Source organism: Zunongwangia atlantica 22II14-10F7 (assembly GCF_002094855.1).
GTDB classification, from domain to species: domain Bacteria; phylum Bacteroidota; class Bacteroidia; order Flavobacteriales; family Flavobacteriaceae; genus Zunongwangia; species Zunongwangia atlantica.
In genome coordinates this window covers 18,606-40,734 of the sequence record NZ_ARYN01000007.1, presented here as the reverse complement: position 1 = coordinate 40,734, position 22,129 = coordinate 18,606, and the positions used below count along the sequence as shown (strand labels likewise).

Sequence of the window (22,129 nt, the reverse complement as noted above, 5' to 3'; positions counted from 1 at the left end):
ACCAATTTCTATAAGAATAAATAGGGCAATCTGATGTAAAAATTTATTTTTGCACAAACATCGCAAATATGATTAATTACTTTTCTTCAGATTTTAAACTAGGAATTCTTGGTGGTGGCCAGTTGGGTAAAATGATGCTTTACGATACTCGTAAGTACGATATCCAAACATACGTTTTAGATCCTAGCGACGAAGCTCCATGCAAAATTGCCTGCAATTATTTTGAACAGGGTGATCTTATGGATTATGAAACGGTTTTAAACTTCGGAAGAAAAGTTGATGTGCTTACTTTTGAGATTGAAGGTGTTAATATTGAAGCTTTAAAAGCATTAGAAGCAGAAGGAATTAAAACCTTCCCAAGTGCTGCAACCTTAGAAAAAATTCAGAATAAAGCCGTACAAAAACAGTTTTATACTGAAAAAGAAATTCCTACCGCGCCATTTAAAACCTATCAAAAAATAGAGAATCTTATCGCAGATGTTGAATCTGGTGCCAGATCTTTACCTTTTGTTTGGAAAAGTGCAACAGGCGGTTACGACGGAAAAGGTGTTTCTATGATCAAAGAAGCTGAAGCTTTAAAAGATTTACCGGATGCCGAGTGTATTGCTGAAGAAATGATTCCTTTTAAAAATGAGCTTGCGGTGATCGTTGCCAGAACACCAAGTGGCGAGGTTAAAACCTATCCTGTGGTAGAAATGGAATTTCATCCAACTGCCAACCAGGTAGAATATGTAATTTGCCCTGCAAGGATCGAAGATCATGTTGCCGAAAAAGCAAGAGCGGTAGCGCAAAAAGTATCTGAATCTTTTGAGCATGTTGGCCTTTTAGCAGTTGAAATGTTCCAAACAAAAGAAGATGAAATCCTGGTAAACGAAGTTGCTCCACGACCTCACAACAGTGGTCACTATAGCATTGAAGCTAGTTACACCAACCAATTTGAACAACATTTACGAGCTATTTTAGATTTACCATTAGGAAATACCGATAGTAAAGTAGGCGGAATTATGGTGAATCTTGTTGGCGATAAAGATCACGAAGGCGAAGTAGTTTACGAGAATATCGATAAGATCATGAAAATGGACGGCGTTACTCCGCATATCTACGGAAAAAAGATCACTCGTCCTTTTAGAAAAATGGGACATGTCACCATTGTAAACGAAAATATTGACGAAGCTAGAAAAGTGGCCGAACAGGTTAAAGGAGAAATTAAAGTAATTAGTAGAAGTTAGAAAGATATCAAATCGATTTTTGCCTCAATTTCTTATCCCTCTAACTTACAAACAAACTAACCTTAACAATAAATTACACGTCACCCTGAACTTGTTTCAGGGTCTCAATCGATTTTCTAATCAGGATGAGATTCCGTGTCAGGCACGGAATGACGAAAATAAAAGATACTATAAATTAAAAGATTAGTAGCTAAAATATAAACACTATGAGTAAAGTAGGAATAATAATGGGAAGCACCAGCGACCTGCCGGTAATGCAGGAAGCAGTAGATATTTTACAAGGATTTGATATCGAAGTTGAAGTAGATATTGTTTCAGCACATCGAACTCCGGAGAAATTATTTGACTACGGAAAAAATGCTCATACTCGCGGAATTAGCGTAATTATCGCTGGCGCCGGTGGAGCCGCTCACCTACCAGGAATGATCGCTTCTCTTTCTCCACTACCTGTAATTGGAGTACCAGTAAAATCTAGAAACTCCATCGATGGATGGGATTCTGTTTTATCAATCCTTCAAATGCCAGGCGGAGTACCGGTTGCAACCGTTGCCTTAGACGGAGCCAAAAACGCCGGAATCTTAGCCGCGCAAATCATTGGTGCTGCAGATAAATGTGTTCAGGATAAAGTGTTGGTTTACAAAGAAGGCCTTAAAGAAAAAGTGATCAAAGGCGCTGAAGAGGTTAAGAAGAAGTAGTTTCTAGATCGCTTCGCTTTTAGATCTTAGATCGCGTTGCTGTTAGTATTTAGAATTGAGACGATTCGCTCTTAGATTTTGAGAGACGGTAAATTTATGTTGAATTTTAAATGCTGAATTTTGAATGAGATTTCAGCATTTTTTCAGAACTAATCTGTAATGAAATTTGCTAAAAGCTGAAAGCTGCCTGCTAATTGACATCCTGCCAATTCGTCCGAAAAAGTAGGCTCAAAATCGATAATTCTGGCAATCAATCTTTAAAACCTGAAATAACATACCTTTTCAAACTTATGGCTTAGGCTTTGCTCATTTTATTTTCGAAAAAAATTGAAGGTATTATGAGTACAAATAACCCGCTATTGCAGGATTTTAAATTTGCTCCGTTTTCTAAGATTGAAACTGAACATTTTAAGCCTGCAATTACCGAAGCCATACAATTAGCAAAATCTGAGATCGAAAATATTGCTTCAGCTGAAACTGAACCAACTTTCGAAAATACTATAGAGGAATTAGAATTTTCAGGAGAAAAACTGGATCGTGTGACCAGTATTTTCTTCAACCTTAATTCCGCTGAAACTAATGCTGAAATCCAAAAGATTGCACAGGAAGTTTCTCCCCTTTTATCAGAATTCAGAAATGATATTATTTTAAATGAAGCTCTTTTTAAACGCGTTAAAGCGGTTTACGATCAAAAAGATCAGTTAGATCTTACGACAGAGCAAAAGACGCTTTTAGATAAAAAATACAAGGCTTTTTCTAGAAATGGCGCTAATCTTCCGAAGGAAAAACAGGAAGAATTACGAGAGATCGACAAGCAACTTTCTGCTTTAAGCCTAAATTTTGGTGAAAATGTTTTAGCTGAAACCAACAAATTTGAGCTACAGATCACCAACGAAGAAGATCTTGACGGATTACCAGAAAGTTTTAAAGAGGAAGCTAAAGCTGTGGCTGAATCCAAAGATAAAGAAGGCTGGATCTTCACCTTAGATTATCCAAGTTACATCCCGTTTATGAAGTATGCGAAAAATCGTGAGCTTCGTAAGAAAATGGCGATTGCTTTTGGTGCTAAGGGATTTCATGGTGATGAATTAGACAATCAAGAAAATGTGCTTAAAATCGCTAAACTTAGGTATCAGCGAGCACAACTTTTAGGTTTCGAAACGCATGCGCATTTTGTATTGCAGGAACGCATGGCCGAAACTCCCGAAAAAGTGGATAGCTTCTTAAATGAACTTTTGGAAAAGGCTAAACCTGCTGCGGAAAAAGAATTTGCAACACTTGAAGAATTCGCGAAAGAATTAGATAATATCGACCGACTGGAAAAATGGGACTCGGCTTATTACAGCGAAAAATTGAAGCAAAAATTATTCAATTTAGATGATGAGAAGCTGAAGCCTTATTTCAAATTAGAAAATGTGATCGATGGTGTTTTTACGGTTGCAGGCAAGTTATACGGACTTCAGTTCAACGAAACCAGCGAGGTTGAAAAGTATCATCCAGATGTAAAAACATATAATGTTACCGATGAAAATGGTAAAGATGTAGCCTTATTTTATGCCGATTTTCACCCAAGACCGGGAAAACGTGGAGGCGCCTGGATGACCGAGTATAAATCTCAGTATGTAAAAAACGAAAAAGAAGAGCGCCCACATGTTTCGATCGTTTGTAATTTCACGAAACCAACTAAATCTGAACCTTCATTATTAACTTTTAATGAAGTGACCACGCTTTTCCACGAATTTGGTCATGCGTTGCACGGAATGTTAGCCAATACGGTTTATCCAAGTTTATCCGGACCTAATGTGTATTGGGATTTTGTTGAATTACCAAGTCAGGTTTTAGAAAACTGGTGCTACGAGAAAGAAGCACTTCAATTATTTGCAAAGCACTACAAAACCGGCGAAGCCATCCCGATGGAATTAGTAGAGAAGATCAAAGAATCTTCGAATTTTCAGGAAGGTATGCAAACCGTTCGCCAGTTGAGTTTTGGAATGCTGGATCTAAGCTGGCACGCTATTGATCCTACTGAGGTAAATGATGTAAAAGCACACGAAAACAAAGCTTTCGAGCCTACAAAATTATATCCAGACGTTCCTGAAAATTGTATGAGTACCGCATTTTCTCATATTTTCCAGGGAGGATATTCGGCAGGATATTATTCTTATAAATGGGCAGAAGTTTTAGATGCCGATGCTTTTGAATACTTCAGCGAAAAAGGAATTTTCAGCAAAGAAGTGGCCGACAAATTCAAAAACAATATTCTTTCTATGGGGGGAACAGAGCATCCAATGACGCTTTACAAACGCTTCCGTGGAAAAGAACCTCAGCCAGAGGCTTTGTTAAAAAGAGCTGGATTGATCGAGAAGTAATTTTTCAATCATAGTCATCCTGAATTTATTTGGCATCAAGGTCGGATTGATTCAGGATGACTACACTTCAAATCCGAAAAATTTCATTGCATATAAACCATTATTCAGAGTAAATAAGTTTTCTTATTTTTGACTGATAATCTCACGACAAAAACAATGTCAACGCATACCATAGATCCTACAAAGTGGGTAGACAAATACTCAGATTATCTCTTCAATTATACGATTGTAAGAGTAAATGATCGTGAGATTGCCAACGATCTTATTTCAGAAACTTTTCTTGCCGGTCTTAAATCGATGGAAAATTTTAAGGGAGAAGCCAGTGAACGAACCTGGTTAATTTCGATCCTTAAAAGAAAGATCATCGACCATTACCGCAAGATGAATTCGAAAAAAGGTCAGGCCGAAGTTCATATAAATTATCGCGACGGTGAAAATGACGGTGACTGGCTGGAAGAGCAGGTTGCCGATCAATTTGATAAAACCGCCGAAGAAGATATGGAAAATACCGAACTTGGGATGGCGATTTTAGATTGTTTAGAAAAAATAAATTCTAAACACGCTGAAATCTTTAAGATGAAAACGATAGATGGTGTAGATACCGAAGTTATTTGTAAAGAATTCGACATTACTCCGTCTAACCTTTGGGTGATAATCCACAGAGCCAGAACGGCATTAGCTGCCTGTCTGGAACAAAATTGGTTTTAATTATGCAGGAAGAAAAGAAATATATTGATTGTGATAAGGCTGAATGCTGTTGTGACAAAGGCCAGTATAAAGAAGCTGATAAAATTGAAAAAGTTCAATTGCTAGAGCATTTGGCAGAATGCCCTCGTTGTAGAGAGTACAGTGAGAAGAACACCAGACTTACAGAACTTATCGAGAAAGCAAAACTAAAGTGTTGCAGCGAAGAAGAAAAAGAATGCTGGCGCAATGCTATAGAAGAAGAGCTTAAAAAATCACATTCAGAATAACTAAAATAAGCACCCAGAAAATGGGCGCTGCTTCTACCCAAAAAGCAGCATAAAAAGGCTTTTGCTTTATTCTTGAAGCCAAAAGCATCCCAATTACTACCACAGAAAAAGCACACAAACCGGTAAAGCTTTGGTTTCCGATATTTGTTCTAAAAATCGAAATACCTACCGCAATTAGCATTAAAACACTTCCAAAAATCTTGGTATTTTTTACGCCAAACAACTGCGGAATAGTTTTAAGGGAAGGATCATCGAACTTAAGATCCCGAATCTCGAATGGAAGCATCAGCACTATATGAATCAAGATTCGTTGAAAAACGACTAAAATTTTATCCTGAAGCGAGATCTCATATTGGTGAAGTAAAGGCAATAAAACTCCGGTTCCCGTTGCTGTTATAGCAATTACAAAAACCTTAATCCCGGCGATATTCCTTAAATTTTGATGTCCTTTTAAAACCGGCGTTGCATACAACAGGGTGAGCATTCCTAAAATTGAAGACACAAACAAAGTTTTGTAATCCTGCTTCAGCGTAAACCATAAAAGCGCTATAAAACAGAAAAAAGAAAAAACCTGTATAATTTTAAGGTTTTCAGCTAAACTAGAATGATGTAATCTGGCTACACTAGCATATTTTACAAAATTATAGCTGCTAATTGTTCCGAAGAAAATAAAACCCAGCAGATTTTGGTCGATTTCTATTCCAAATTCCAAAAAAGTGACCAGCGTAAAACAAAGCACCGCAATCCCGGTGTGGATACTAGAATTTATATAAAGTTTAAAGAGATTTTTAAGCCATTTCACACGGCTAAAATAGCGATTTAAAAATTCAGTCTAATATTCGCTAAAATCAGATTCAATTTTATTAAAAATCAACAGTTTAGTTAAGGTTAAAAAATCTTTAAAAGTGTATCGCCTAATCATTAAATATTTACGTTGAAATTATGTAATTTCGCGCCATCAAAAACACAACTATTTTATTTAATGAGAACAGATTCTTTTGCCCTTCGACACATTGGTCCTAAAGAAGAAAATCTTAAAGAGATGCTTCAAACTATTGGTGCAGATAGTTTAGAGCAGCTTATCTACGAAACAATCCCAGACGATATTCGTTTAAAACAGCCCCTAAATTTACCAAAAGCGCTTAGTGAAAATCAATACGCAGAGCATATTGGGAAACTGGCGGCTAAGAACAAGGTTTTTAAATCTTACATTGGCCTAGGTTACCACCAGGGAATTTTACCGGCGGTAATACAACGTAATATTTTAGAAAATCCAGGATGGTATACGGCTTATACGCCATACCAGGCAGAAATCGCACAAGGAAGATTAGAAGCTTTATTGAATTTCCAAACCATGGTTAGCGACCTTACCGGGATGGAAATTGCCAACGCTTCTCTTTTAGATGAATCTACTGCAGCAGCCGAAGCTATGGCATTGTTATTTGCGGTTAGAGATCGTAAACAGAAGAAAGACGATGTAAATAAGTTTTTTGTTTCTGAAGAGGTTTTACCACAAACCATCTCATTAATTAAAACTCGTGCAGAATTTTTAGGTATCGAGATTGTACTTGGCGATCATGCTGAATTTGATTTTTCAGCTGAATTTTTTGGAGCTTTAATTCAGTATCCAGGAAAATATGGCCAGGTTTTCGATTATGCCGATTTTGTAAATAATTGTAACGAAAACTCTATAAAAGTAGCAGTAGCTGCAGATATTTTAAGTTTATTAAAACTACAGGCTCCTGGTGAATTGGGTGTAGATGTAGTTGTAGGAACTACGCAACGTTTTGGAATTCCGTTAGGTTACGGCGGGCCACACGCTGCCTATTTCGCCACTAAAGAAGCTTATAAAAGAAACCTTCCTGGTCGTATTATTGGAGTAACAAAAGACACCGATGGCAACCATGCTTTAAGAATGGCATTACAAACCAGGGAACAACATATTAAGCGAGACAAAGCAACTTCTAACATTTGTACTGCACAGGTTTTACTTGCGGTAATGGCAGGAATGTATGCTGTTTATCATGGGCCAAAAGGATTAAAATATATCGCTGATACCGTTCATTATTCTACTACTAATTTAGCTTCTCAACTAGAGAAGTTAGGCTTTGAACAGGTAAATTCAGCTTATTTTGATACCCTTCAGGTTAAAGCAGATGCTGAAAAAATTAAAGCTGCTGCGGAAGCTAAAGAATATAACTTCTATTATCCAGATGCAGAAACTGTTGTTATTGCTTTAAACGAAACAACAACTACAGAAGATGTAAATACGGTAGCTTCAATTTTTGCTGAAGTAGCCGACAAAGAAACTGAAGCACTTTCAGCATTAGAAGAAATCAACGCTATTCCTGAAGCTGTTTCGAGAAAAACAGATTTCTTAACTCACGAAGTTTTTAACGCATACCATTCAGAAACTGAATTAATGCGTTATATCAAAAAATTAGAGCGTAAAGATCTTTCATTAAATCATTCGATGATCTCTTTAGGTTCTTGTACTATGAAGCTAAATGCAGCTTCAGAAATGTTACCACTTAGTAACCCACAATGGGGAAATATTCACCCATTTGCTCCTGTAGAACAAGCTGAAGGTTACCAGATAGTTCTTAAAGAATTAGAAGATCAATTAACCGAAATTACAGGTTTTTCAGCTACTTCTTTACAGCCAAACTCTGGTGCACAGGGAGAGTATGCAGGATTAATGGTAATTAGAGCTTACCACGAATCTCGTGGCGAAGGACATCGTAATGTTTGTTTAATTCCTTCTTCTGCACACGGTACTAACCCAGCGTCTGCGGTAATGGCAGGAATGAAAGTGGTGGTAACAAAAGCAACAGAAAACGGAAACATCGATATTGAAGATCTAAGAGAAAAAGCGATTGAGCACAAAGACAATCTTTCTGCTTTAATGGTAACTTATCCTTCAACTCACGGTGTATTTGAATCTGCTATTCGCGAGATCACTCAGATTATTCATGATAATGGCGGGCAGGTTTATATGGATGGTGCAAATATGAACGCTCAGGTTGGTTTAACCAATCCAGGAAATATTGGCGCAGACGTTTGCCACCTAAACCTTCATAAAACTTTTGCTATTCCTCACGGTGGTGGTGGCCCAGGTGTTGGCCCTATCTGTGTTGCAAAACAATTAGTTCCGTTTTTACCAGGAAACCCAGTAATTAAAACTGGAGGAGAACAAGCAATTGGAGCTATATCTTCAGCGCCATGGGGATCTTCTTTGGTATGCTTAATTTCTTACGGATATATAAAAATGTTAGGAAGTGGCGGATTACAAAAAGCTACTGAATACGCTATTCTTAACGCAAACTATATTAAAGAAAGACTTTCTGGCCATTATAAAACCTTATACTCTGGAGAAAGAGGACGTGCTGCACACGAGATGATCTTAGACTGTCGCCCATTTAAAGAAAATGGAATCGAAGTTACAGATATTGCAAAACGCCTTATAGATTATGGTTTCCATGCGCCAACGGTATCATTCCCGGTTGCTGGAACCGTAATGATCGAACCTACAGAAAGTGAAAGCAAAGCTGAATTAGATCGTTTTTGTGATGCCTTAATCTCTATTAGAAAAGAGATCGAAGAATCTACTGCAGACGAGCCTAATAACGTGCTTAAAAATGCTCCGCATACTATTAAAATGCTTACCGCTACAGAATGGAATTTACCATACAGCAGAGAAAAAGCTGCGTTCCCATTAGAATATATTGCAGAGAATAAATTTTGGCCAAGTGTACGCCGAGTAGATGAAGCTTTTGGTGATAGAAATTTAATGTGTACATGTCCTCCGATAGAGGAATATATGGAAGCATAATAAACAAAACTTTTATATCGTTAAAAGGCTATCAAATTTGATAGCCTTTTTTTATGAATTATAGAAAAACGCATTAACATTTTATTAGGAATGCCATATATAATTCTTATCTTCCCTTAATAATCGAAAATGAAAGATGAATATTAAGATCTCAGGAACGGGAAGCTATATCCCAAATGTTATTACGAAAAATGCCGATTTCCAATTACATGAATTCAAGAATTTAGACGGTAGTAAGTTTCCTCATTCCAACGAAGAAACCATTCAAAAGTTTAAAGACATTACCGGTATCGAAGAACGCCGATATCTAGACGATACTTTAAACGCATCAGACATTGCTTTTCTTGCTGCACAAAAGGCAATTGAAGCCGCAGATATAGATATTGAAACCTTAGATTACATCATTGTAGCAACTAACTATGGTGATGTTAAAAAAGGATCTATACAAAGTGATACGGTGCCTAGCATGGCTACGCGAGTTAAATATCATCTTCGCATTAAAAACCCAAAATGTGTATGTTACGACGTACTTTTTGGTTGCCCTGGCTGGATAGAAGGTATGATACAGGCACAAGCTTTTATTAAATGCGGAATGGCAAAAAAATGCCTGGTAATAGGCTCTGAATCTTTATCCCGAGTAGTAGACAAACACGACCGTGACTGCATGATTTTTTCTGATGGTGCCGGAGCAGCGATTCTTGAAGCCAGTGAAGATGGTGGCGGAATTTTAGCACACGAATCGGCTACCTATTCTTATAACGAAGCCAATTACATTTATTTTGGCAAATCTAATTCTCAAGATTCAGATCCTAATGTGCGTTACATAAAAATGAATGGACGCAAAATTTATGAATTTGCACTAATTAATGTACCTAAGGCCATGAAATCCTGCCTTGAGAAAAGCGGTAAAAGCATTAAAGACTTAAAAAAGGTATTTATTCATCAGGCTAACGAGAAGATGGACGAAGCCATCTTAAAGCGTTTTTATAAACTTTTTGGCGAGAAAGTTCCAGATGGCGTGATGCCAATGACTATTCAGGAATTAGGAAACAGCAGTGTTGCTACGGTTCCTACCCTACTGGATTTAGTGATCAACAAACAAATCGATAATCAGGAATTGCAAAAAGGCGATATTATCATGCTTGCCAGCGTAGGTGCGGGTATGAATATTAACGCCATAGTTTACGAATATTAAGATGTACGAAAACACCTATCCCGGAAAAAGATTTCAAAAAACACTAGAATTTTTAAACAAACATGTCTCTGCACCTTCTAATATTTTAGATTTAGGAGTAAAAAATCCTTTTTCTGAAATTATGCTGAAAGAAGGTTTTAAGGTTACCAATACTGGCGGAGAAGATCTGGATGAGAAATTCGAAATTGTAAAACAAGATTTTGAAGTTGTTACCGCTTTTGAAATTTTCGAACATTTACTCAATCCTTATACGATCTTAAAGAATATAAAAGCTGAAAAGTTAGTTGCCAGCGTACCGCTTAAATTATGGTTTTCTGAAGCTTATCGAAGTAAAACAGATATGCGAGATCGCCATTATCATGAATTTGAAGATTGGCAATTCGATTGGCTTTTAGAAAAATCTGGCTGGGAAATAAAAGACCGCTTAAAATGGACCAATCCCGTAAATAAAATCGGAATAAGACCAATTTTACGGCGCTTTACTCCGCGTTATTATGCCGTTTATGCTGAACGAAAATAGAAGTTTTTAAATGAATTTTGAGCTTCAGGAACATTACCAAAATATTCATGCTAACGGAGTAAAATTAGTTAAAAACGGAAGCTATTTTATAGATAAAGATATTTTTAACCCTGAAGATCTGCGTCGCGGCATCACCTTACTCGCCCGCCCCAACGCAACTACTTGTTTCAAGATAAACGAAATCCTTCAGGAAATTTCAAGCTTCGAACCTCATCAATATTTTTATCCACAACAAGATTTTCACATTACAATAATGTCGATTATCTCCTGCTACTCTGGTTTCAGTTTAAACAAAATCTGTATTGAAGATTACATTAAGCTCATTAAAAAAAGTATATCCAAAATCGATAATTTCAGCATTCATTTTAAAGGAATTTCCCTAAATCCAAGCGGAATTTTAGTAAACGGCTATCCAAAAGACAACAACTTAAATAACATACGAAACTCACTTCGCAAAAATTTTAGACAAACCGATTTAGAACAGAGTTTAGACCAGCGATATGCTTTAAAAACAGCCCATAGCACCATTTTACGATTTCAGCACCGCTTAAAACAACCAGAAAATTTAATTGAGTTTACAGAACAACATCTCGCAACCGATTTTGGAACTTTTGAAGTGAAAAATTTAGAATTAGTTTTTAATGACTGGTATCAAAAAGCTGAAAACACCATTTTACTAGAGAACTTCAGTTTATAAAATTTATACTGAAATTATAGAATATCGTAAGTTTACGCTAAACTTTAGCTTTTGAGAATTTATATCGTCATCCCGGCACATAACGAGGCAGATTTTATTGGTTTAACGCTTCAGTCTTTGATAAATCAAACATTTTTACCTTCAAAAATTGTGGTGGTAAACGACCAAAGCACAGATGAAACTCCAAAAATTGTTCAGGAATTTATCGAAAATCATCCTTTTATTCAGCTAAAAAACACAACCTCATCTGAAGCGCATCAACCGGGAAGTAAAGTGATCAATGCTTTTAATGCCGGCTTAGCAGATCTTGATGATCATTATGATTTGATATGTAAATTTGATGCCGACCTGATTTTCCCAGAAAATTACCTGGAAACAATTATTGACATCTTTAGAAAAGATCCAAAAATAGGTATGGCCGCAGGGCATTGTACCATCGAGAAAAATGGGGAATGGATTATCGAAAATCTAACCGATAAAGACCATATTAGAGGAGCTTTAAAAGCCTATCGTAAGGATTGTTTTAAAGCTATTGGCGGATTAAAAGCTGCTATGGGCTGGGATACTGTAGATGAACTTTTAGCCCAGTTTCACGGTTGGACAATTAAAACCACTGAAAAATTACACGTAAAACATCTAAAACCTACCGGAGCGAATTACAACACAAAAGCTTCGCGATATAAACAAGGAAAAGCTTTTTATCGCTTAGGTTACGGTTTTTTGATTACAACAATTGCTTCAGCTAAATTAGCGACTTTAAAAAATGACCTTAGCTTATTCCCGGCGTATTTAAAAGGTTATTTTCAGGCGAAAAAAGAAAATGAAAATTTATTGGTTTCCGAAGAAGAAGCAAAATTCATTAGAACCTTGCGCTGGAAAAAAATGAAGGCTAAAATCTTCAAATAACGAGATAAAAAAAGCTCCTGAAATTCGATAATTTCAGGAGCTTTTTTTTATTTGACTATCATTTCAGAAAAAATTATTCTGAAGCTTTATCTAACATAATTGCTAATGGTTTACCGCTTGTTCCGTTAGGATATTCTATTCCTAACAAAGCTGCCATTGTTGGCGCGATATCTACAATTTCTGAACGCTCAAAAGTTTCTCCATGTGGCACTCTGGCTCCAAAAAACAATAATGGCGTATGTGTATCGTAATTAAAAACACTACCATGCGTAGAACCTCTACCGTAACCACTACCAGGATGCTCTACAATCATAATATCGCCGCTTCGTTTTTGGTTGAATCCATTTTGAATTAAGTAACCAATCCCGTTAGAAAAATTATTCGATTGCAATTCTGTACGCGTATATACTTTATAAACTCCCGGCTGCTGAATTAAGAAATGTTCGATCTTGGTTTCTACATCTGCAGGATTTAGATCTTCATTGGCCATGAATTCATAATCAAGGAAAATTTGATCGTTAGACACGTTTTTAATAAGACCTTCACCAAATTGCTGGTTCGCAAAATCTGTAAATTCTTTTTTCAATTTTCCGTAATCTAAGTTCCCTGTTGGGATTTTTACTGAATTTAAATAACCGCCTACGTGACCACCAGCGTGATCTGCAGTTAAGAAAATAGTATATTCTCCTTCTCCAACATTCTTATCTAGATAGGTTAAAAGATCTGAAAGATTTTTATCTAATCTTAGGTAAGTATCTTCTACTTCTTTAGAATTCACCCCAAAGTTATGCCCTACTTTATCTGTACTTGAAAAACTAAGAGCTAGAATATCTGTATCTTCATCCTGGCCTAATTCTTCAGCTTCTATTGCTGCAAGTGCAAAATCTAGAGTAATATCATCACCAAAAGGAGTTTGCGGGATAATACTGTAATTTCCGTTTTCTTTACTCAATTTTTTAATGTCGTAAGGAAAAGTTGCTGTTTCTTTTCCGCGGAAACCTCCTTCAAAAGTATTTTCATCTACACCACTTTCAGTATAAGTTTCAATATCATAAAGGGTATTCCATTCTTTTAAATAGGAATCTGCTTTACCAGATTTATTAAATTTCTGAACCCATTTTGGCAACTCTTCCATGTAATAGGTACTGGAAATAAATTTCCCATCGTTACCACCAGAATACCAATAGGCAGCATTAGCTGTGTGTCCCGCCGGTAAAATAGCTCCACGATCTTTTATAGAAACGCCAATTGTTTTACCTCTAAACTGCGTATGTAATCTATTTTGATCTGTCAAAGTTGTGGTTTGCATGCGGTTAGGAGACATTTTCCCTGCATTTGTTGTAGTTCCTACTGAAGCTACATTATCATCTTGCGCACAGTACACCATTTCTCCGGTAAACTTATCAAACCAATCGTTACCAATAATCCCATGATTCATTGGGCTGGTTCCTGTCCAAACCGAAGTATGTCCTGGCCCGGTATAGGTTGGCGCATAGTTGTAATGGTTATTTTTAAAGTTAAATCCGTTTTGGATTATTCTTTTAAATCCGCCTTCTTCATACTTATCCCAAAATTTGTTTAGATAATCATAGCGCATTTGATCGACTACAATTCCAACCACAAGTTTGGGTTTATCTGCATTAGTGTTAGGGCTTTGTGCTTTAGATGAAAAAGCAATTAGCAGCATAAACGCTGCTGAAAATATCCGTTTCATAATTATTTGTTTGAAGAACACTTCAAAAGTACTAAACTTAAGACGTTAAAGTTTAATTCTACGTTAAATACTTTCGAAGTAAAATTTAGTATTTTAGCTTTACAAAAATTGTTGAATGACCTATCTACACTCCATCGGTGAATATTTTTTAATGCTGAAAGGTGTCTTTGGCAGAATGACTAAACGATCGGTTTTAAAAGATCTTATTTTTAAGGAAATAGACGAACTAATTATTGGATCTTTAGGGATTGTTTGTTTTCTATCATTTTTTATTGGAGCGGTGGTAGCCATCCAAACTGCATTAAATTTAAACAACCCGCTTATTCCTAAAAGTCTGGTAGCATTTGCAGCAAGGCAATCGGTAATACTGGAGTTTTCGCCAACCTTTATTTCTATAATTATGGCAGGAAAAGTAGGTTCATTTATTACTTCCAGCATTGGCTCTATGCGTGTAACCGAACAAATTGATGCATTAGAGGTTATGGGAATTAATTCAAAAAACTACCTGATCTTTCCAAAGATCATCGCTATGTTAACTTATCCTTTTGTAATAGCGATTTCTATGTTCTTAGGAATTTTAGGAGCTTATGTGGCCGCTGTTTTAGGAGGATTTGTAAAGCCAGATGCTTTTATAACGGGGCTTCAGGACGATTTTGTTACGTTTCATCTTGTTTACGCATTTATAAAAACCTTTTTATTTTCCTTTATTCTGGCTACCGTCCCCGCCTATCACGGATATTATATGAAAGGTGGAGCTTTAGAAGTAGGACAGGCCAGCACCACTGCTTTTGTATGGACTAGCGTGGTTTTAATTATCACTAATTATGCAACCACTCAATTACTATTAAGTTAATTATGATAGAAGTAAAAGATTTACATAAGTCATTTAGCGGTGAAGAAGTTTTAAAAGGACTTAATTTTGTTTTTGAACGCGGAAAAACAAATCTTATTATTGGCCAATCTGGATCTGGAAAGAGTGTGTTTTTAAAAAATATGCTCGGAATTTTTACTCCGGAAAAAGGAATCATAGAATACGACGGAAAACCATACAGCGAATTTACTGATGAAGAGCGACGTGAATTACGGAAAGAAATAGGAATGGTATTTCAGGGCGGTGCGTTATTTGATTCGATGACCGTAAAAGAAAATGTGATGTTCCCATTAAAGATGTTCACCAAAATGAAAAAGTCTGAAATGGAAGAACGTGTAAAAATAGTTCTGGAACGTGTAAACCTTGTGGGAGCAGACGATAAAATGCCTTCAGAAATTAGTGGTGGGATGCAAAAGCGGGTATCTATCGCTCGTGCAATCGTGAACAGACCAAAATACCTTTTTTGTGACGAACCTAACTCTGGTCTAGATCCAACTACAGCAACGGTAATTGATAATCTAATTCAGGAAATCACTCACGAATTTGATATTACAACTATCATAATTACCCACGATATGAATTCGGTTTTAGAAATTGGTGAAAAAATCGCTTTCCTTAAAGATGGCGTTTTAGCCTGGACAGGAACCAAAGACGAGATTTTTAGAACAGAAGATAAAACAGTAACCGATTTTGTATATTCTTCAGACCTTTTTAAAAAGGTAAGAGATGCACAATTAAAAGGTTATTAATTAACCGATTTTACTGTTAGCGTGTCCAAGGCTAATCTAACATTCAGCCATTTTTCAAACTTCTGTCTATTTGCTTCTTTTTCTCTGGACGAGATGTTGTTTTTCCAGGTTATCGAAAAGGTAGGAATAGTGTCTGTCTTTTTAAAATCTGTAACGATTTGGTTAGAATAACCAAGATTTTCGATCTCTTCATAATTGGCCTGCGCCTCTTTGCTTAAGCTATTAAAATCGAATAGAGAACTTCTAAAGCTATTAATACGATCCTCCAGCAGTTTTATTCTCGAATCTTTATCCTCAATCACTTCCTGATTTTTAAGATATAGATCTTCCAAAATTCCGCTTCTAACCTGGGTTGAAAGTTCATCTAAATTACCGCCTTCTTCAGCACTTTGATGCACAATTAATTTTGATTCTTTTAGTGCTTCAATCTCAGCTAATCTGGCTCTCCAGGTTGCCACAGTAGTTTCAGGAACACGTTTACCAATCAAATAAATATCGATTGTTTTATCATCAAAATCAGCTTCCTGTTTTAAAACCTCTGTCCCCAGATAGCGCACATCATTAGACACAAAGTCTTTTGCTTTAGTTTCGAACAAAGTTTTATTCAGCAGATTTATAAAAAGAATAATACTTGGAATCATCACAATAACTGCAACGGCCGATGCTACCTGTGCTGTTCTTCTTCTACGCTTACTATTAGCATAACGCACCAAAGGAAAACCAAGTAATTTAGTTACCGCAAAAGTAGATAGTGCGATAAATACCGCATTTATCGAAAATAGGTAAAAAGCACCCCCGGCATTTTGCCATTGTGAATTTGCCAGACCAAAACCAACGGTACAAAGTGGCGGCATTAAAGCAGTAGCAATCGCTACTCCCATAATCACACTGGCAATTGTTCCTTTTTTTGATTTCCCAACGATTAGCGCCAAACCACCAAAAATAGCGACTAAAACGTCTAATATCGTTGGATAGGTTCTAGCTTCTAACTCTGGAGTGATCTCGGTAACCGGAGAAATTTTGAAATATACAAAAGCTGTAAGCACACTTAAAACCACCATAATCCCTAGGTTTTTAAGCGACTTTCTTAAAGTATCAACATCATTTATTGCCACAGACATGCCAATCCCAACAATTGGTCCCATTAGGGGCGAAATAAGCATGGCACCAATAACCACTGCTGTACTACTTACATTTAGCCCAATGGAAGCTACAAAAATGGAGAAAATAAGAATCCAGGCGTTATGCCCTTTAAAGGAAATATCTTTTCGTACCGCCTCTAATGTCGACTCTCGATCACTATCTGTACGTATATCTAAAAGATCATTTACAAAGACCTTTGTACTTTGCAAAAAGCCTTTTGCCTGTACGCGGTATTCTTCTTTCTTCTCTAAATTCTCATTCTCGTTTTCCATAGCTTCAGAAAAATATCAAATACTAAGCTTTTAAAAGTTCTACTTCAGCATTAGGCTGAAATAAATAAATCTTCCCGGTACTTACTTCCAGACATTCATATCGCTTAATTCGTTTTGGACCTTTTTTGAAAACCTTCCCGTTATAAATTCGAAATAAAGCTCCTGCCGGAACTTCAAAAATATAGTTTTTATCGTTTGGCTGATCAAAACTTTTTAACGCGATAGATAAGCGGGCATCTGTATCACTACTTGCTGTAGGATTTCTAAAATGACTTGCAATAATAGGAAGTAACTTTGACGGAAATATCTCTGGACGAATAAATGGTAACATTAGATTTCTGAAGGTAAATTTCCATTCCTGCCCGTGTGGTTTTATTCTTCGGCCATATTTCTCGAAAGCCAGTAAATGGGCAATTTCGTGTACCAAAGTAATTAAAAACCGATATTTATTCAGGTTGGCATTAACCGTGATTTGCTGAGTACCATCTGGCATTCTGCGGTAATCGCCATGTCGCGTTCTACGCTCGTCTACCACTTTTAAATGCACATTATTATCTTTAATAAGCATAAAAGCCGGCTCTACCGCATGGCTTGGTAAATATCTGGATAACACCTGATTCATTTTAAAGTCTTACGGCGTACTATTTGAAACCTGAAGCAGCTTCCCGTTATAAAATTTGCTTCCTGTAATACTGAAATTCTTAATATATGAAGCCATTTCTGCTGCTGAAAGTGGCGCTTCTAATCCCGGAAATGCTGCAGCCAACATTTCGGTTTGCACAGCCCCTAAGGCCAAAACATTAAAAACAGGCCCCTTTTCTTTATATTCTTCGGCAAGCAATTCGGTTAATGTGATAATTGCGGCTTTGCTTGAAGAATATGCCGATAAACCAGCGAATTTCATACTTCCCTGAACACCGCCCATACTACTAATGCTAACAATATGAGATGCAGACGTCATAAATGGTATTAATTGCTGAGTTAAGCCTATTAAACCGAATACATTTACCTCGTAAATAGCTCTAAATTCTTCTAATTTGGTTTCCTGAAATGCTTTATTCAGAAAAGCACCCGCGTTATGAATAAGAATATCAACTTTACCATTCCATTCATTTTGCACAAATTCTGAAGCTTTTTTTAAATCGGTTTCCTGTCCAAGATCAAAAGAAAAGCTGCTAATATTATCGAATTTCAGCTTGGCTACTGGCGCATCATTTCTAGACAGCGCCAGCACATTATAATTTTCTTCAGCAAAAAGTTTCACCAGTTCAAAGCCAATTCCTCGGCTTGTTCCAGTAATTACAACATTCTTCATTCTAATTCATTTTTATCTCTTTCTCTGGAGTATTCAGGATTTGGTGAATACCAGGAATAATTGCTTCAACAACATTAGCCATATGCTCTGGATTCATTTCTGAAACCTCATCTTTTACGTGATGGTAATATGAATAATTAGTGAAATCGAAAGTACAAATGGTTTGGGAAGGCACATTAAATTCAGCATAAAAAGGATAGTTATCGCTTCTTTTAAAAAGATTCATCTGTTTTGCTCCTTCAAAAAAACCTAAAGTTTTCTCGCCTGTGTACTGGTTAAATTTCTCAGCAAGATTGGTTTCTTCAAAACCGGTGACATAAGCAAGATAATCTTTCCCCGTCATTGGCACACCTATCATTTCAAGATTAATCATAGTATAAAGATCCAACCCAGCTTCTTTAAGCTTTTTAGCACTATGAAAAGAACCTTTTAAGCCCATTTCTTCACCGCTAAAAAGAATGAATAAAATACTGCGTTTATTATCTTTAATCTCAGAAAAATATTTCGCCAACTCTACAACAGCTGTGGTACCGGCAGCATTATCGTTAGCGCCATTTGCAATGCTATCTCCATCTACTTCCTTACCAACACCAATATGATCGTAATGCGCACCAATAACTACAAATTCATCTTTTAGCTCAGCATCATTACCTTCTAAATAACCAACGATATTAAAAGCCTCTACGTCCCCAATTTTAAAATGATCACGATAAGTCTCGTAATAAGGTTTTACTCCGTTTTCTTCGAAAATATTCGTGATAAAACTGGCTGCTTTTTCGATTCCTTCAGTCCCTGTTTTACGCCCCATTAGATCATCTGAAGCCAAATACTCCAAATTAGCTTTCATATCTTCCGCAGAAATATCTATTGCTGCATTCTCCTGTGCATTACAGGAAAGCATCCCAGCTAAACCTATAGCTAGAATTCCTAAGTTTTTAAGTGGTTTTCTCATAATAGCTAAAATAAAAAAATCCCGCGAGTAAACGCGGGATTCCATAATATTCTAAAATTACCAGCTTGATTAAGCAAGCATAGTAACTGGATTCTCGATATAAGTTTTAAGATCCTGTAAGAAAGCAGCACCAGTAGCACCGTCTACAGTTCTATGATCACAAGCTAAAGTAAGCTTCATTGTATGACCAACTACAATCTCTCCATTTTTAACTACAGGCTTCTCTACAATTGTTCCTACTGAAAGAATTGCTGAGTTAGGCTGGTTGATGATACTAGTAAATTCAGTAATACCAAACATTCCCAAGTTAGATACGGTAAACGTACTTCCTTCCATTTCTTTTGGCTGAAGTTTTTTGTTACGCGCTTTACCTGCAAGATCTTTTACGTTTCCTCCAATTTGCGTCATAGACATTTGATCTGCAAATTTAAGTACAGGTACCACAAGACCTTCTTCTACAGCAACAGCAACTCCCATATGGATGTGTTTAGCAATTTTCATTGCATCACCTGTCCATTGGCTATTTACCTGAGGATGCTTACGAAGTGCCATTGCACTTGCTTTAATTACCATATCGTTGAAAGAAACTTTTACATCTGGCATTGCATTGATTTGCTTTCTAGATGCCATTGCATTTTCCATATCAACCTCTATAGTAAGGTAGTAATGAGGAGCACTAAATTTAGATTCTCCAAGACGTTTAGCAATCGTCTTTCTCATTTGAGAATTCTTAATTTCCTCGAAACTTTCTTCACCAGCAGGAACATAAGGAGCAGCTACAGAAGTTTCTGCTTCTTTTTTAGTTTCTTTAGGAGCAGGAGCTTCAGATGGTTTGTAAGATTCGATATCTTTTTTAACGATTCTTCCGTTTTCTCCTGAACCTTCTACTTTAGAAAGATCGATTCCTTTATCTTCAGCCATTTTCTTAGCTAAAGGAGAAGCAAAGATTCTACCTCCTTCTGAAGATGAATCTGATGAAGTTGAAGTTGATTCTTCTTTCTTCTCTTCTTTTGCTTCAGATTTTTTCTCTTTTTTAGGAGCAGCTTTTTTACCAGCAGAATCTCCAGTTACATTAGAAACATCTGTTCCTTCAGGACCAATGATTGCTAATAAACTATCTACAGGAGCAGTTTCTCCCTCAGGAATACCAATCTTAAGAAGTGTTCCTTCATAGAAAGATTCGAATTCCATAGTTGCTTTATCAGTTTCGATTTCAGCAAGAATATCTCCTTCTACAACCTTATCACCTTCTTGCTTTAACCAGGTAGCAACCGTTCCCTCTTCCATAGTATCACTAAGTCGAGGCATTTTTACGATTTCTACACCTTCTGGAATTTCACCAGCTTCAGAAGAATCTTCATCTTCAGCCTCTTCTTCGCTATCATCATCATTATTTGACGAAGTCTCTTCAGAAGAACCACCATTACCATCAATTAATGAAGAAATATCTTCACCTTCTTCACCAATAATAGCTAGCAATGTATCTACAGGAGCAGTTTCTCCTTCTTCGATTCCTATATATAAAAGTGTTCCTTCGTGGAATGATTCAAATTCCATCGTTGCTTTATCTGTCTCGATTTCAGCAAGGATATCACCTTCAGCTACTTTATCTCCTTTTTGTTTTAACCACTTTGCCACAACACCTTCTTCCATGGTGTCGCTTAATCGAGGCATATTAATTACTTCTGCCATAATTATTATAGTTTATGTGGTAAGAACGGATAATCTTCTTGTTCGTAAACCACATCGTACATTACATTCTTTTCTGGGAAATCTGACTCGTCTGCGAATTGCTCACATTCTTTCACCTTATCCTTAACTCGCTTGTCGATTTTCTTTATATCATCTTCAGTTGCATATTTCTTTTCGATAAGAATATCTCTAACCTTAGTGATAGGATCTATCTTTTGGTATTCTGCAACTTCTTCTTTAGTTCTGTAATGCTGAGCATCACTCATAGAGTGACCTCTATAACGATATGTTTTTAACTCTAAGAAAGTAGGCCCTTCTCCTTTTCTTGCACGAGTAATTGCTTCATCTAAAGCTTCAGCAACTTTTTCAGGATCCATAGCATCTACAGGCGCACATGGCATTTCGTAACCATTACCTAATTTATATATATCTGTACTTCTAGCTGTTCTAGCTACCGAAGTTCCCATTGCATATCCATTATTCTCTACACAGAAAACTACAGGAAGATTCCAATTTACAGCCATCGTTAAGGTTTCATGTAATGATCCCTGACGAGTAGCTCCATCACCCATAAAAGTTAAGGTAACCGCATCTCTTTTAAAATATTTATCTGCAAAAGCAAGCCCTGCACCTAGAGGAATCTGTCCCCCAACGATACCGTGACCACCATAAAAACGATGTTCTTTAGAGAAAATATGCATAGAACCTCCAAGACCTTGTGACGTTCCAGTTCCTTTACCATACAGCTCGGCCATTACTTTCTTAGGATCTACACCTAATCCAATTGGCTGAACGTGGTTACGATAAGCTGTAATCATACGATCTTTATCGGTATCCATCGCATGTAAAGCACCTGCCAGGATAGCCTCTTGTCCGTTATACAAATGTAAAAAACCTCTTACTTTTTGCTGAATATAAACCTGCGCAAGTTTATCTTCGAACTTACGCCAAAACAGCATATCCTCATACCACTTTAAATACGTGGCTTTTGTTATTTTCTTCAT

The 22,129-nt window shown here is 36.7% G+C and carries 20 protein-coding genes; 12 read left to right on the top strand and 8 right to left on the bottom strand.

Going from position 1 to position 22,129, the window contains the following annotated elements:
* Positions 1–68 precede the first annotated feature (68 nt).
* From IIF7_RS08605 to IIF7_RS08585, 5 genes are all read left to right on the top strand, one after another.
* Positions 69–1,229, top strand: a complete 1,161-nt coding sequence (locus IIF7_RS08605) for a 5-(carboxyamino)imidazole ribonucleotide synthase (protein ID WP_084841282.1) — start codon at positions 69–71, stop codon at positions 1,227–1,229.
* A 206-nt stretch (positions 1,230–1,435) separates the two neighbouring features.
* On the top strand, positions 1,436–1,924 hold the full coding sequence (purE, locus tag IIF7_RS08600; RefSeq protein WP_013073294.1) for a 5-(carboxyamino)imidazole ribonucleotide mutase: 489 nt from the start codon (positions 1,436–1,438) through the stop codon (positions 1,922–1,924).
* Positions 1,925–2,262: 338 nt separating this feature from the next.
* Entirely contained in the window at positions 2,263–4,293 is a 2,031-nt protein-coding gene (locus IIF7_RS08595) for a M3 family metallopeptidase (RefSeq protein WP_084841281.1), read from the top strand.
* Between the two features lie 156 nt (positions 4,294–4,449).
* Positions 4,450–5,001: a sigma-70 family RNA polymerase sigma factor gene (locus tag IIF7_RS08590; protein WP_084841280.1), complete on the top strand. Its 552-nt coding sequence runs from the start codon at positions 4,450–4,452 to the stop codon at positions 4,999–5,001.
* A 2-nt stretch (positions 5,002–5,003) separates the two neighbouring features.
* Entirely contained in the window at positions 5,004–5,267 is a 264-nt protein-coding gene (locus tag IIF7_RS08585) for a zf-HC2 domain-containing protein (protein ID WP_084841279.1), read from the top strand.
* On the opposite strand, the gene IIF7_RS08580 is transcribed toward IIF7_RS08585, so the two are convergent.
* The gene (locus IIF7_RS08580) at positions 5,245–6,069 is read right to left on the bottom strand and encodes a UbiA prenyltransferase family protein (protein WP_084841278.1); all 825 of its coding nucleotides are present in this window, start codon (positions 6,067–6,069) and stop codon (positions 5,245–5,247) included. The two genes, IIF7_RS08585 and IIF7_RS08580, sit on opposite strands and share 23 nt — an antisense overlap.
* A gap of 180 nt (positions 6,070–6,249) precedes the next feature.
* Here IIF7_RS08580 and gcvP point away from each other — a divergent pair, with 180 nt between their 5' ends.
* The 5 genes from gcvP to IIF7_RS08555 all read left to right on the top strand — a co-directional run bounded on the left by gcvP (position 6,250) and on the right by IIF7_RS08555 (position 12,417).
* Positions 6,250–9,099: an aminomethyl-transferring glycine dehydrogenase gene (gene gcvP, locus IIF7_RS08575; protein WP_084841277.1), complete on the top strand. Its 2,850-nt coding sequence runs from the start codon at positions 6,250–6,252 to the stop codon at positions 9,097–9,099.
* Between the two features lie 136 nt (positions 9,100–9,235).
* Positions 9,236–10,294: a 3-oxoacyl-ACP synthase III family protein gene (locus tag IIF7_RS08570; RefSeq protein ID WP_084841276.1), complete on the top strand. Its 1,059-nt coding sequence runs from the start codon at positions 9,236–9,238 to the stop codon at positions 10,292–10,294.
* Position 10,295: 1 nt separating this feature from the next.
* Positions 10,296–10,814: a class I SAM-dependent methyltransferase gene (locus IIF7_RS08565; protein ID WP_084841275.1), complete on the top strand. Its 519-nt coding sequence runs from the start codon at positions 10,296–10,298 to the stop codon at positions 10,812–10,814.
* Positions 10,815–10,824: 10 nt separating this feature from the next.
* Positions 10,825–11,511 carry a 2'-5' RNA ligase family protein gene (locus IIF7_RS08560; protein ID WP_084841274.1) on the top strand — a complete coding sequence of 229 codons (687 nt, stop codon included), beginning with the start codon at positions 10,825–10,827 and terminating at the stop codon, positions 11,509–11,511.
* Between the two features lie 51 nt (positions 11,512–11,562).
* Positions 11,563–12,417, top strand: a complete 855-nt coding sequence (locus tag IIF7_RS08555; RefSeq protein ID WP_084841273.1) for a glycosyltransferase family 2 protein — start codon at positions 11,563–11,565, stop codon at positions 12,415–12,417.
* Between the two features lie 73 nt (positions 12,418–12,490).
* Here the strand turns inward: IIF7_RS08555 and pafA are convergent, their stop codons facing one another.
* A complete protein-coding gene (gene pafA / locus IIF7_RS08550) occupies positions 12,491–14,131 on the bottom strand; it encodes an alkaline phosphatase PafA (RefSeq protein ID WP_245801593.1) in 1,641 nt (546 codons plus the stop codon).
* Between the two features lie 115 nt (positions 14,132–14,246).
* Between pafA and IIF7_RS08545 the strand changes: the two genes are divergently transcribed.
* Positions 14,247–14,984 carry an MlaE family ABC transporter permease gene (locus tag IIF7_RS08545; protein ID WP_084841272.1) on the top strand — a complete coding sequence of 246 codons (738 nt, stop codon included), beginning with the start codon at positions 14,247–14,249 and terminating at the stop codon, positions 14,982–14,984.
* Between the two features lie 2 nt (positions 14,985–14,986).
* Positions 14,987–15,751: an ABC transporter ATP-binding protein gene (locus tag IIF7_RS08540; RefSeq protein WP_084841271.1), complete on the top strand. Its 765-nt coding sequence runs from the start codon at positions 14,987–14,989 to the stop codon at positions 15,749–15,751.
* Here IIF7_RS08540 and IIF7_RS08535 read toward each other — a convergent pair.
* The 6 genes from IIF7_RS08535 to pdhA all read right to left on the bottom strand — a co-directional run bounded on the left by IIF7_RS08535 (position 15,748) and on the right by pdhA (position 22,129).
* Entirely contained in the window at positions 15,748–17,166 is a 1,419-nt protein-coding gene (locus IIF7_RS08535) for a DUF389 domain-containing protein (protein ID WP_084841270.1), read from the bottom strand. The two genes, IIF7_RS08540 and IIF7_RS08535, sit on opposite strands and share 4 nt — an antisense overlap.
* Positions 17,167–17,188: 22 nt before the next feature.
* Complete coding sequence (locus IIF7_RS08530; protein ID WP_084841269.1) at positions 17,189–17,788, bottom strand: SprT-like domain-containing protein; 600 nt, start codon at positions 17,786–17,788, stop codon at positions 17,189–17,191.
* Positions 17,789–17,797: 9 nt separating this feature from the next.
* The gene (locus IIF7_RS08525; protein WP_084841268.1) at positions 17,798–18,481 is read right to left on the bottom strand and encodes an SDR family NAD(P)-dependent oxidoreductase; all 684 of its coding nucleotides are present in this window, start codon (positions 18,479–18,481) and stop codon (positions 17,798–17,800) included.
* A 1-nt stretch (position 18,482) separates the two neighbouring features.
* Positions 18,483–19,433: a M28 family peptidase gene (locus IIF7_RS08520; protein WP_084841469.1), complete on the bottom strand. Its 951-nt coding sequence runs from the start codon at positions 19,431–19,433 to the stop codon at positions 18,483–18,485.
* A 69-nt stretch (positions 19,434–19,502) separates the two neighbouring features.
* Positions 19,503–21,125, bottom strand: coding sequence for a pyruvate dehydrogenase complex dihydrolipoamide acetyltransferase (locus IIF7_RS08515; protein WP_084841267.1), 1,623 nt, complete (start codon positions 21,123–21,125; stop codon positions 19,503–19,505).
* 5 nt (positions 21,126–21,130) lie between these two features.
* Positions 21,131–22,129, bottom strand: a complete 999-nt coding sequence (gene pdhA / locus IIF7_RS08510; protein ID WP_084841266.1) for a pyruvate dehydrogenase (acetyl-transferring) E1 component subunit alpha — start codon at positions 22,127–22,129, stop codon at positions 21,131–21,133.

Excerpts from the sequence above, each read along its gene's own strand:
- IIF7_RS08605 (WP_084841282.1), top strand. The coding sequence starts at position 69 with ATGATTAATTACTTTTCTTCAGATTTTAAACTAGGAATTCTTGGTGGT.
- purE (WP_013073294.1), top strand. The coding sequence starts at position 1,436 with ATGAGTAAAGTAGGAATAATAATGGGAAGCACCAGCGACCTGCCGGTA.
- IIF7_RS08595 (WP_084841281.1), top strand. The coding sequence starts at position 2,263 with ATGAGTACAAATAACCCGCTATTGCAGGATTTTAAATTTGCTCCGTTT.
- IIF7_RS08590 (WP_084841280.1), top strand. The coding sequence starts at position 4,450 with ATGTCAACGCATACCATAGATCCTACAAAGTGGGTAGACAAATACTCA.
- IIF7_RS08585 (WP_084841279.1), top strand. The coding sequence starts at position 5,004 with ATGCAGGAAGAAAAGAAATATATTGATTGTGATAAGGCTGAATGCTGT.
- gcvP (WP_084841277.1), top strand. The coding sequence starts at position 6,250 with ATGAGAACAGATTCTTTTGCCCTTCGACACATTGGTCCTAAAGAAGAA.
- IIF7_RS08570 (WP_084841276.1), top strand. The coding sequence starts at position 9,236 with ATGAATATTAAGATCTCAGGAACGGGAAGCTATATCCCAAATGTTATT.
- IIF7_RS08565 (WP_084841275.1), top strand. The coding sequence starts at position 10,296 with ATGTACGAAAACACCTATCCCGGAAAAAGATTTCAAAAAACACTAGAA.
- IIF7_RS08560 (WP_084841274.1), top strand. The coding sequence starts at position 10,825 with ATGAATTTTGAGCTTCAGGAACATTACCAAAATATTCATGCTAACGGA.
- pafA (WP_245801593.1), bottom strand. The coding sequence starts at position 14,131 with ATGAAACGGATATTTTCAGCAGCGTTTATGCTGCTAATTGCTTTTTCA.
- IIF7_RS08545 (WP_084841272.1), top strand. The coding sequence starts at position 14,247 with ATGACCTATCTACACTCCATCGGTGAATATTTTTTAATGCTGAAAGGT.
- IIF7_RS08540 (WP_084841271.1), top strand. The coding sequence starts at position 14,987 with ATGATAGAAGTAAAAGATTTACATAAGTCATTTAGCGGTGAAGAAGTT.
- IIF7_RS08535 (WP_084841270.1), bottom strand. The coding sequence starts at position 17,166 with ATGGAAAACGAGAATGAGAATTTAGAGAAGAAAGAAGAATACCGCGTA.
- IIF7_RS08530 (WP_084841269.1), bottom strand. The coding sequence starts at position 17,788 with ATGAATCAGGTGTTATCCAGATATTTACCAAGCCATGCGGTAGAGCCG.
- IIF7_RS08525 (WP_084841268.1), bottom strand. The coding sequence starts at position 18,481 with ATGAAGAATGTTGTAATTACTGGAACAAGCCGAGGAATTGGCTTTGAA.
- IIF7_RS08520 (WP_084841469.1), bottom strand. The coding sequence starts at position 19,433 with ATGAGAAAACCACTTAAAAACTTAGGAATTCTAGCTATAGGTTTAGCT.
- IIF7_RS08515 (WP_084841267.1), bottom strand. The coding sequence starts at position 21,125 with ATGGCAGAAGTAATTAATATGCCTCGATTAAGCGACACCATGGAAGAA.
- pdhA (WP_084841266.1), bottom strand. The coding sequence starts at position 22,129 with ATGAAGAAAATAACAAAAGCCACGTATTTAAAGTGGTATGAGGATATG.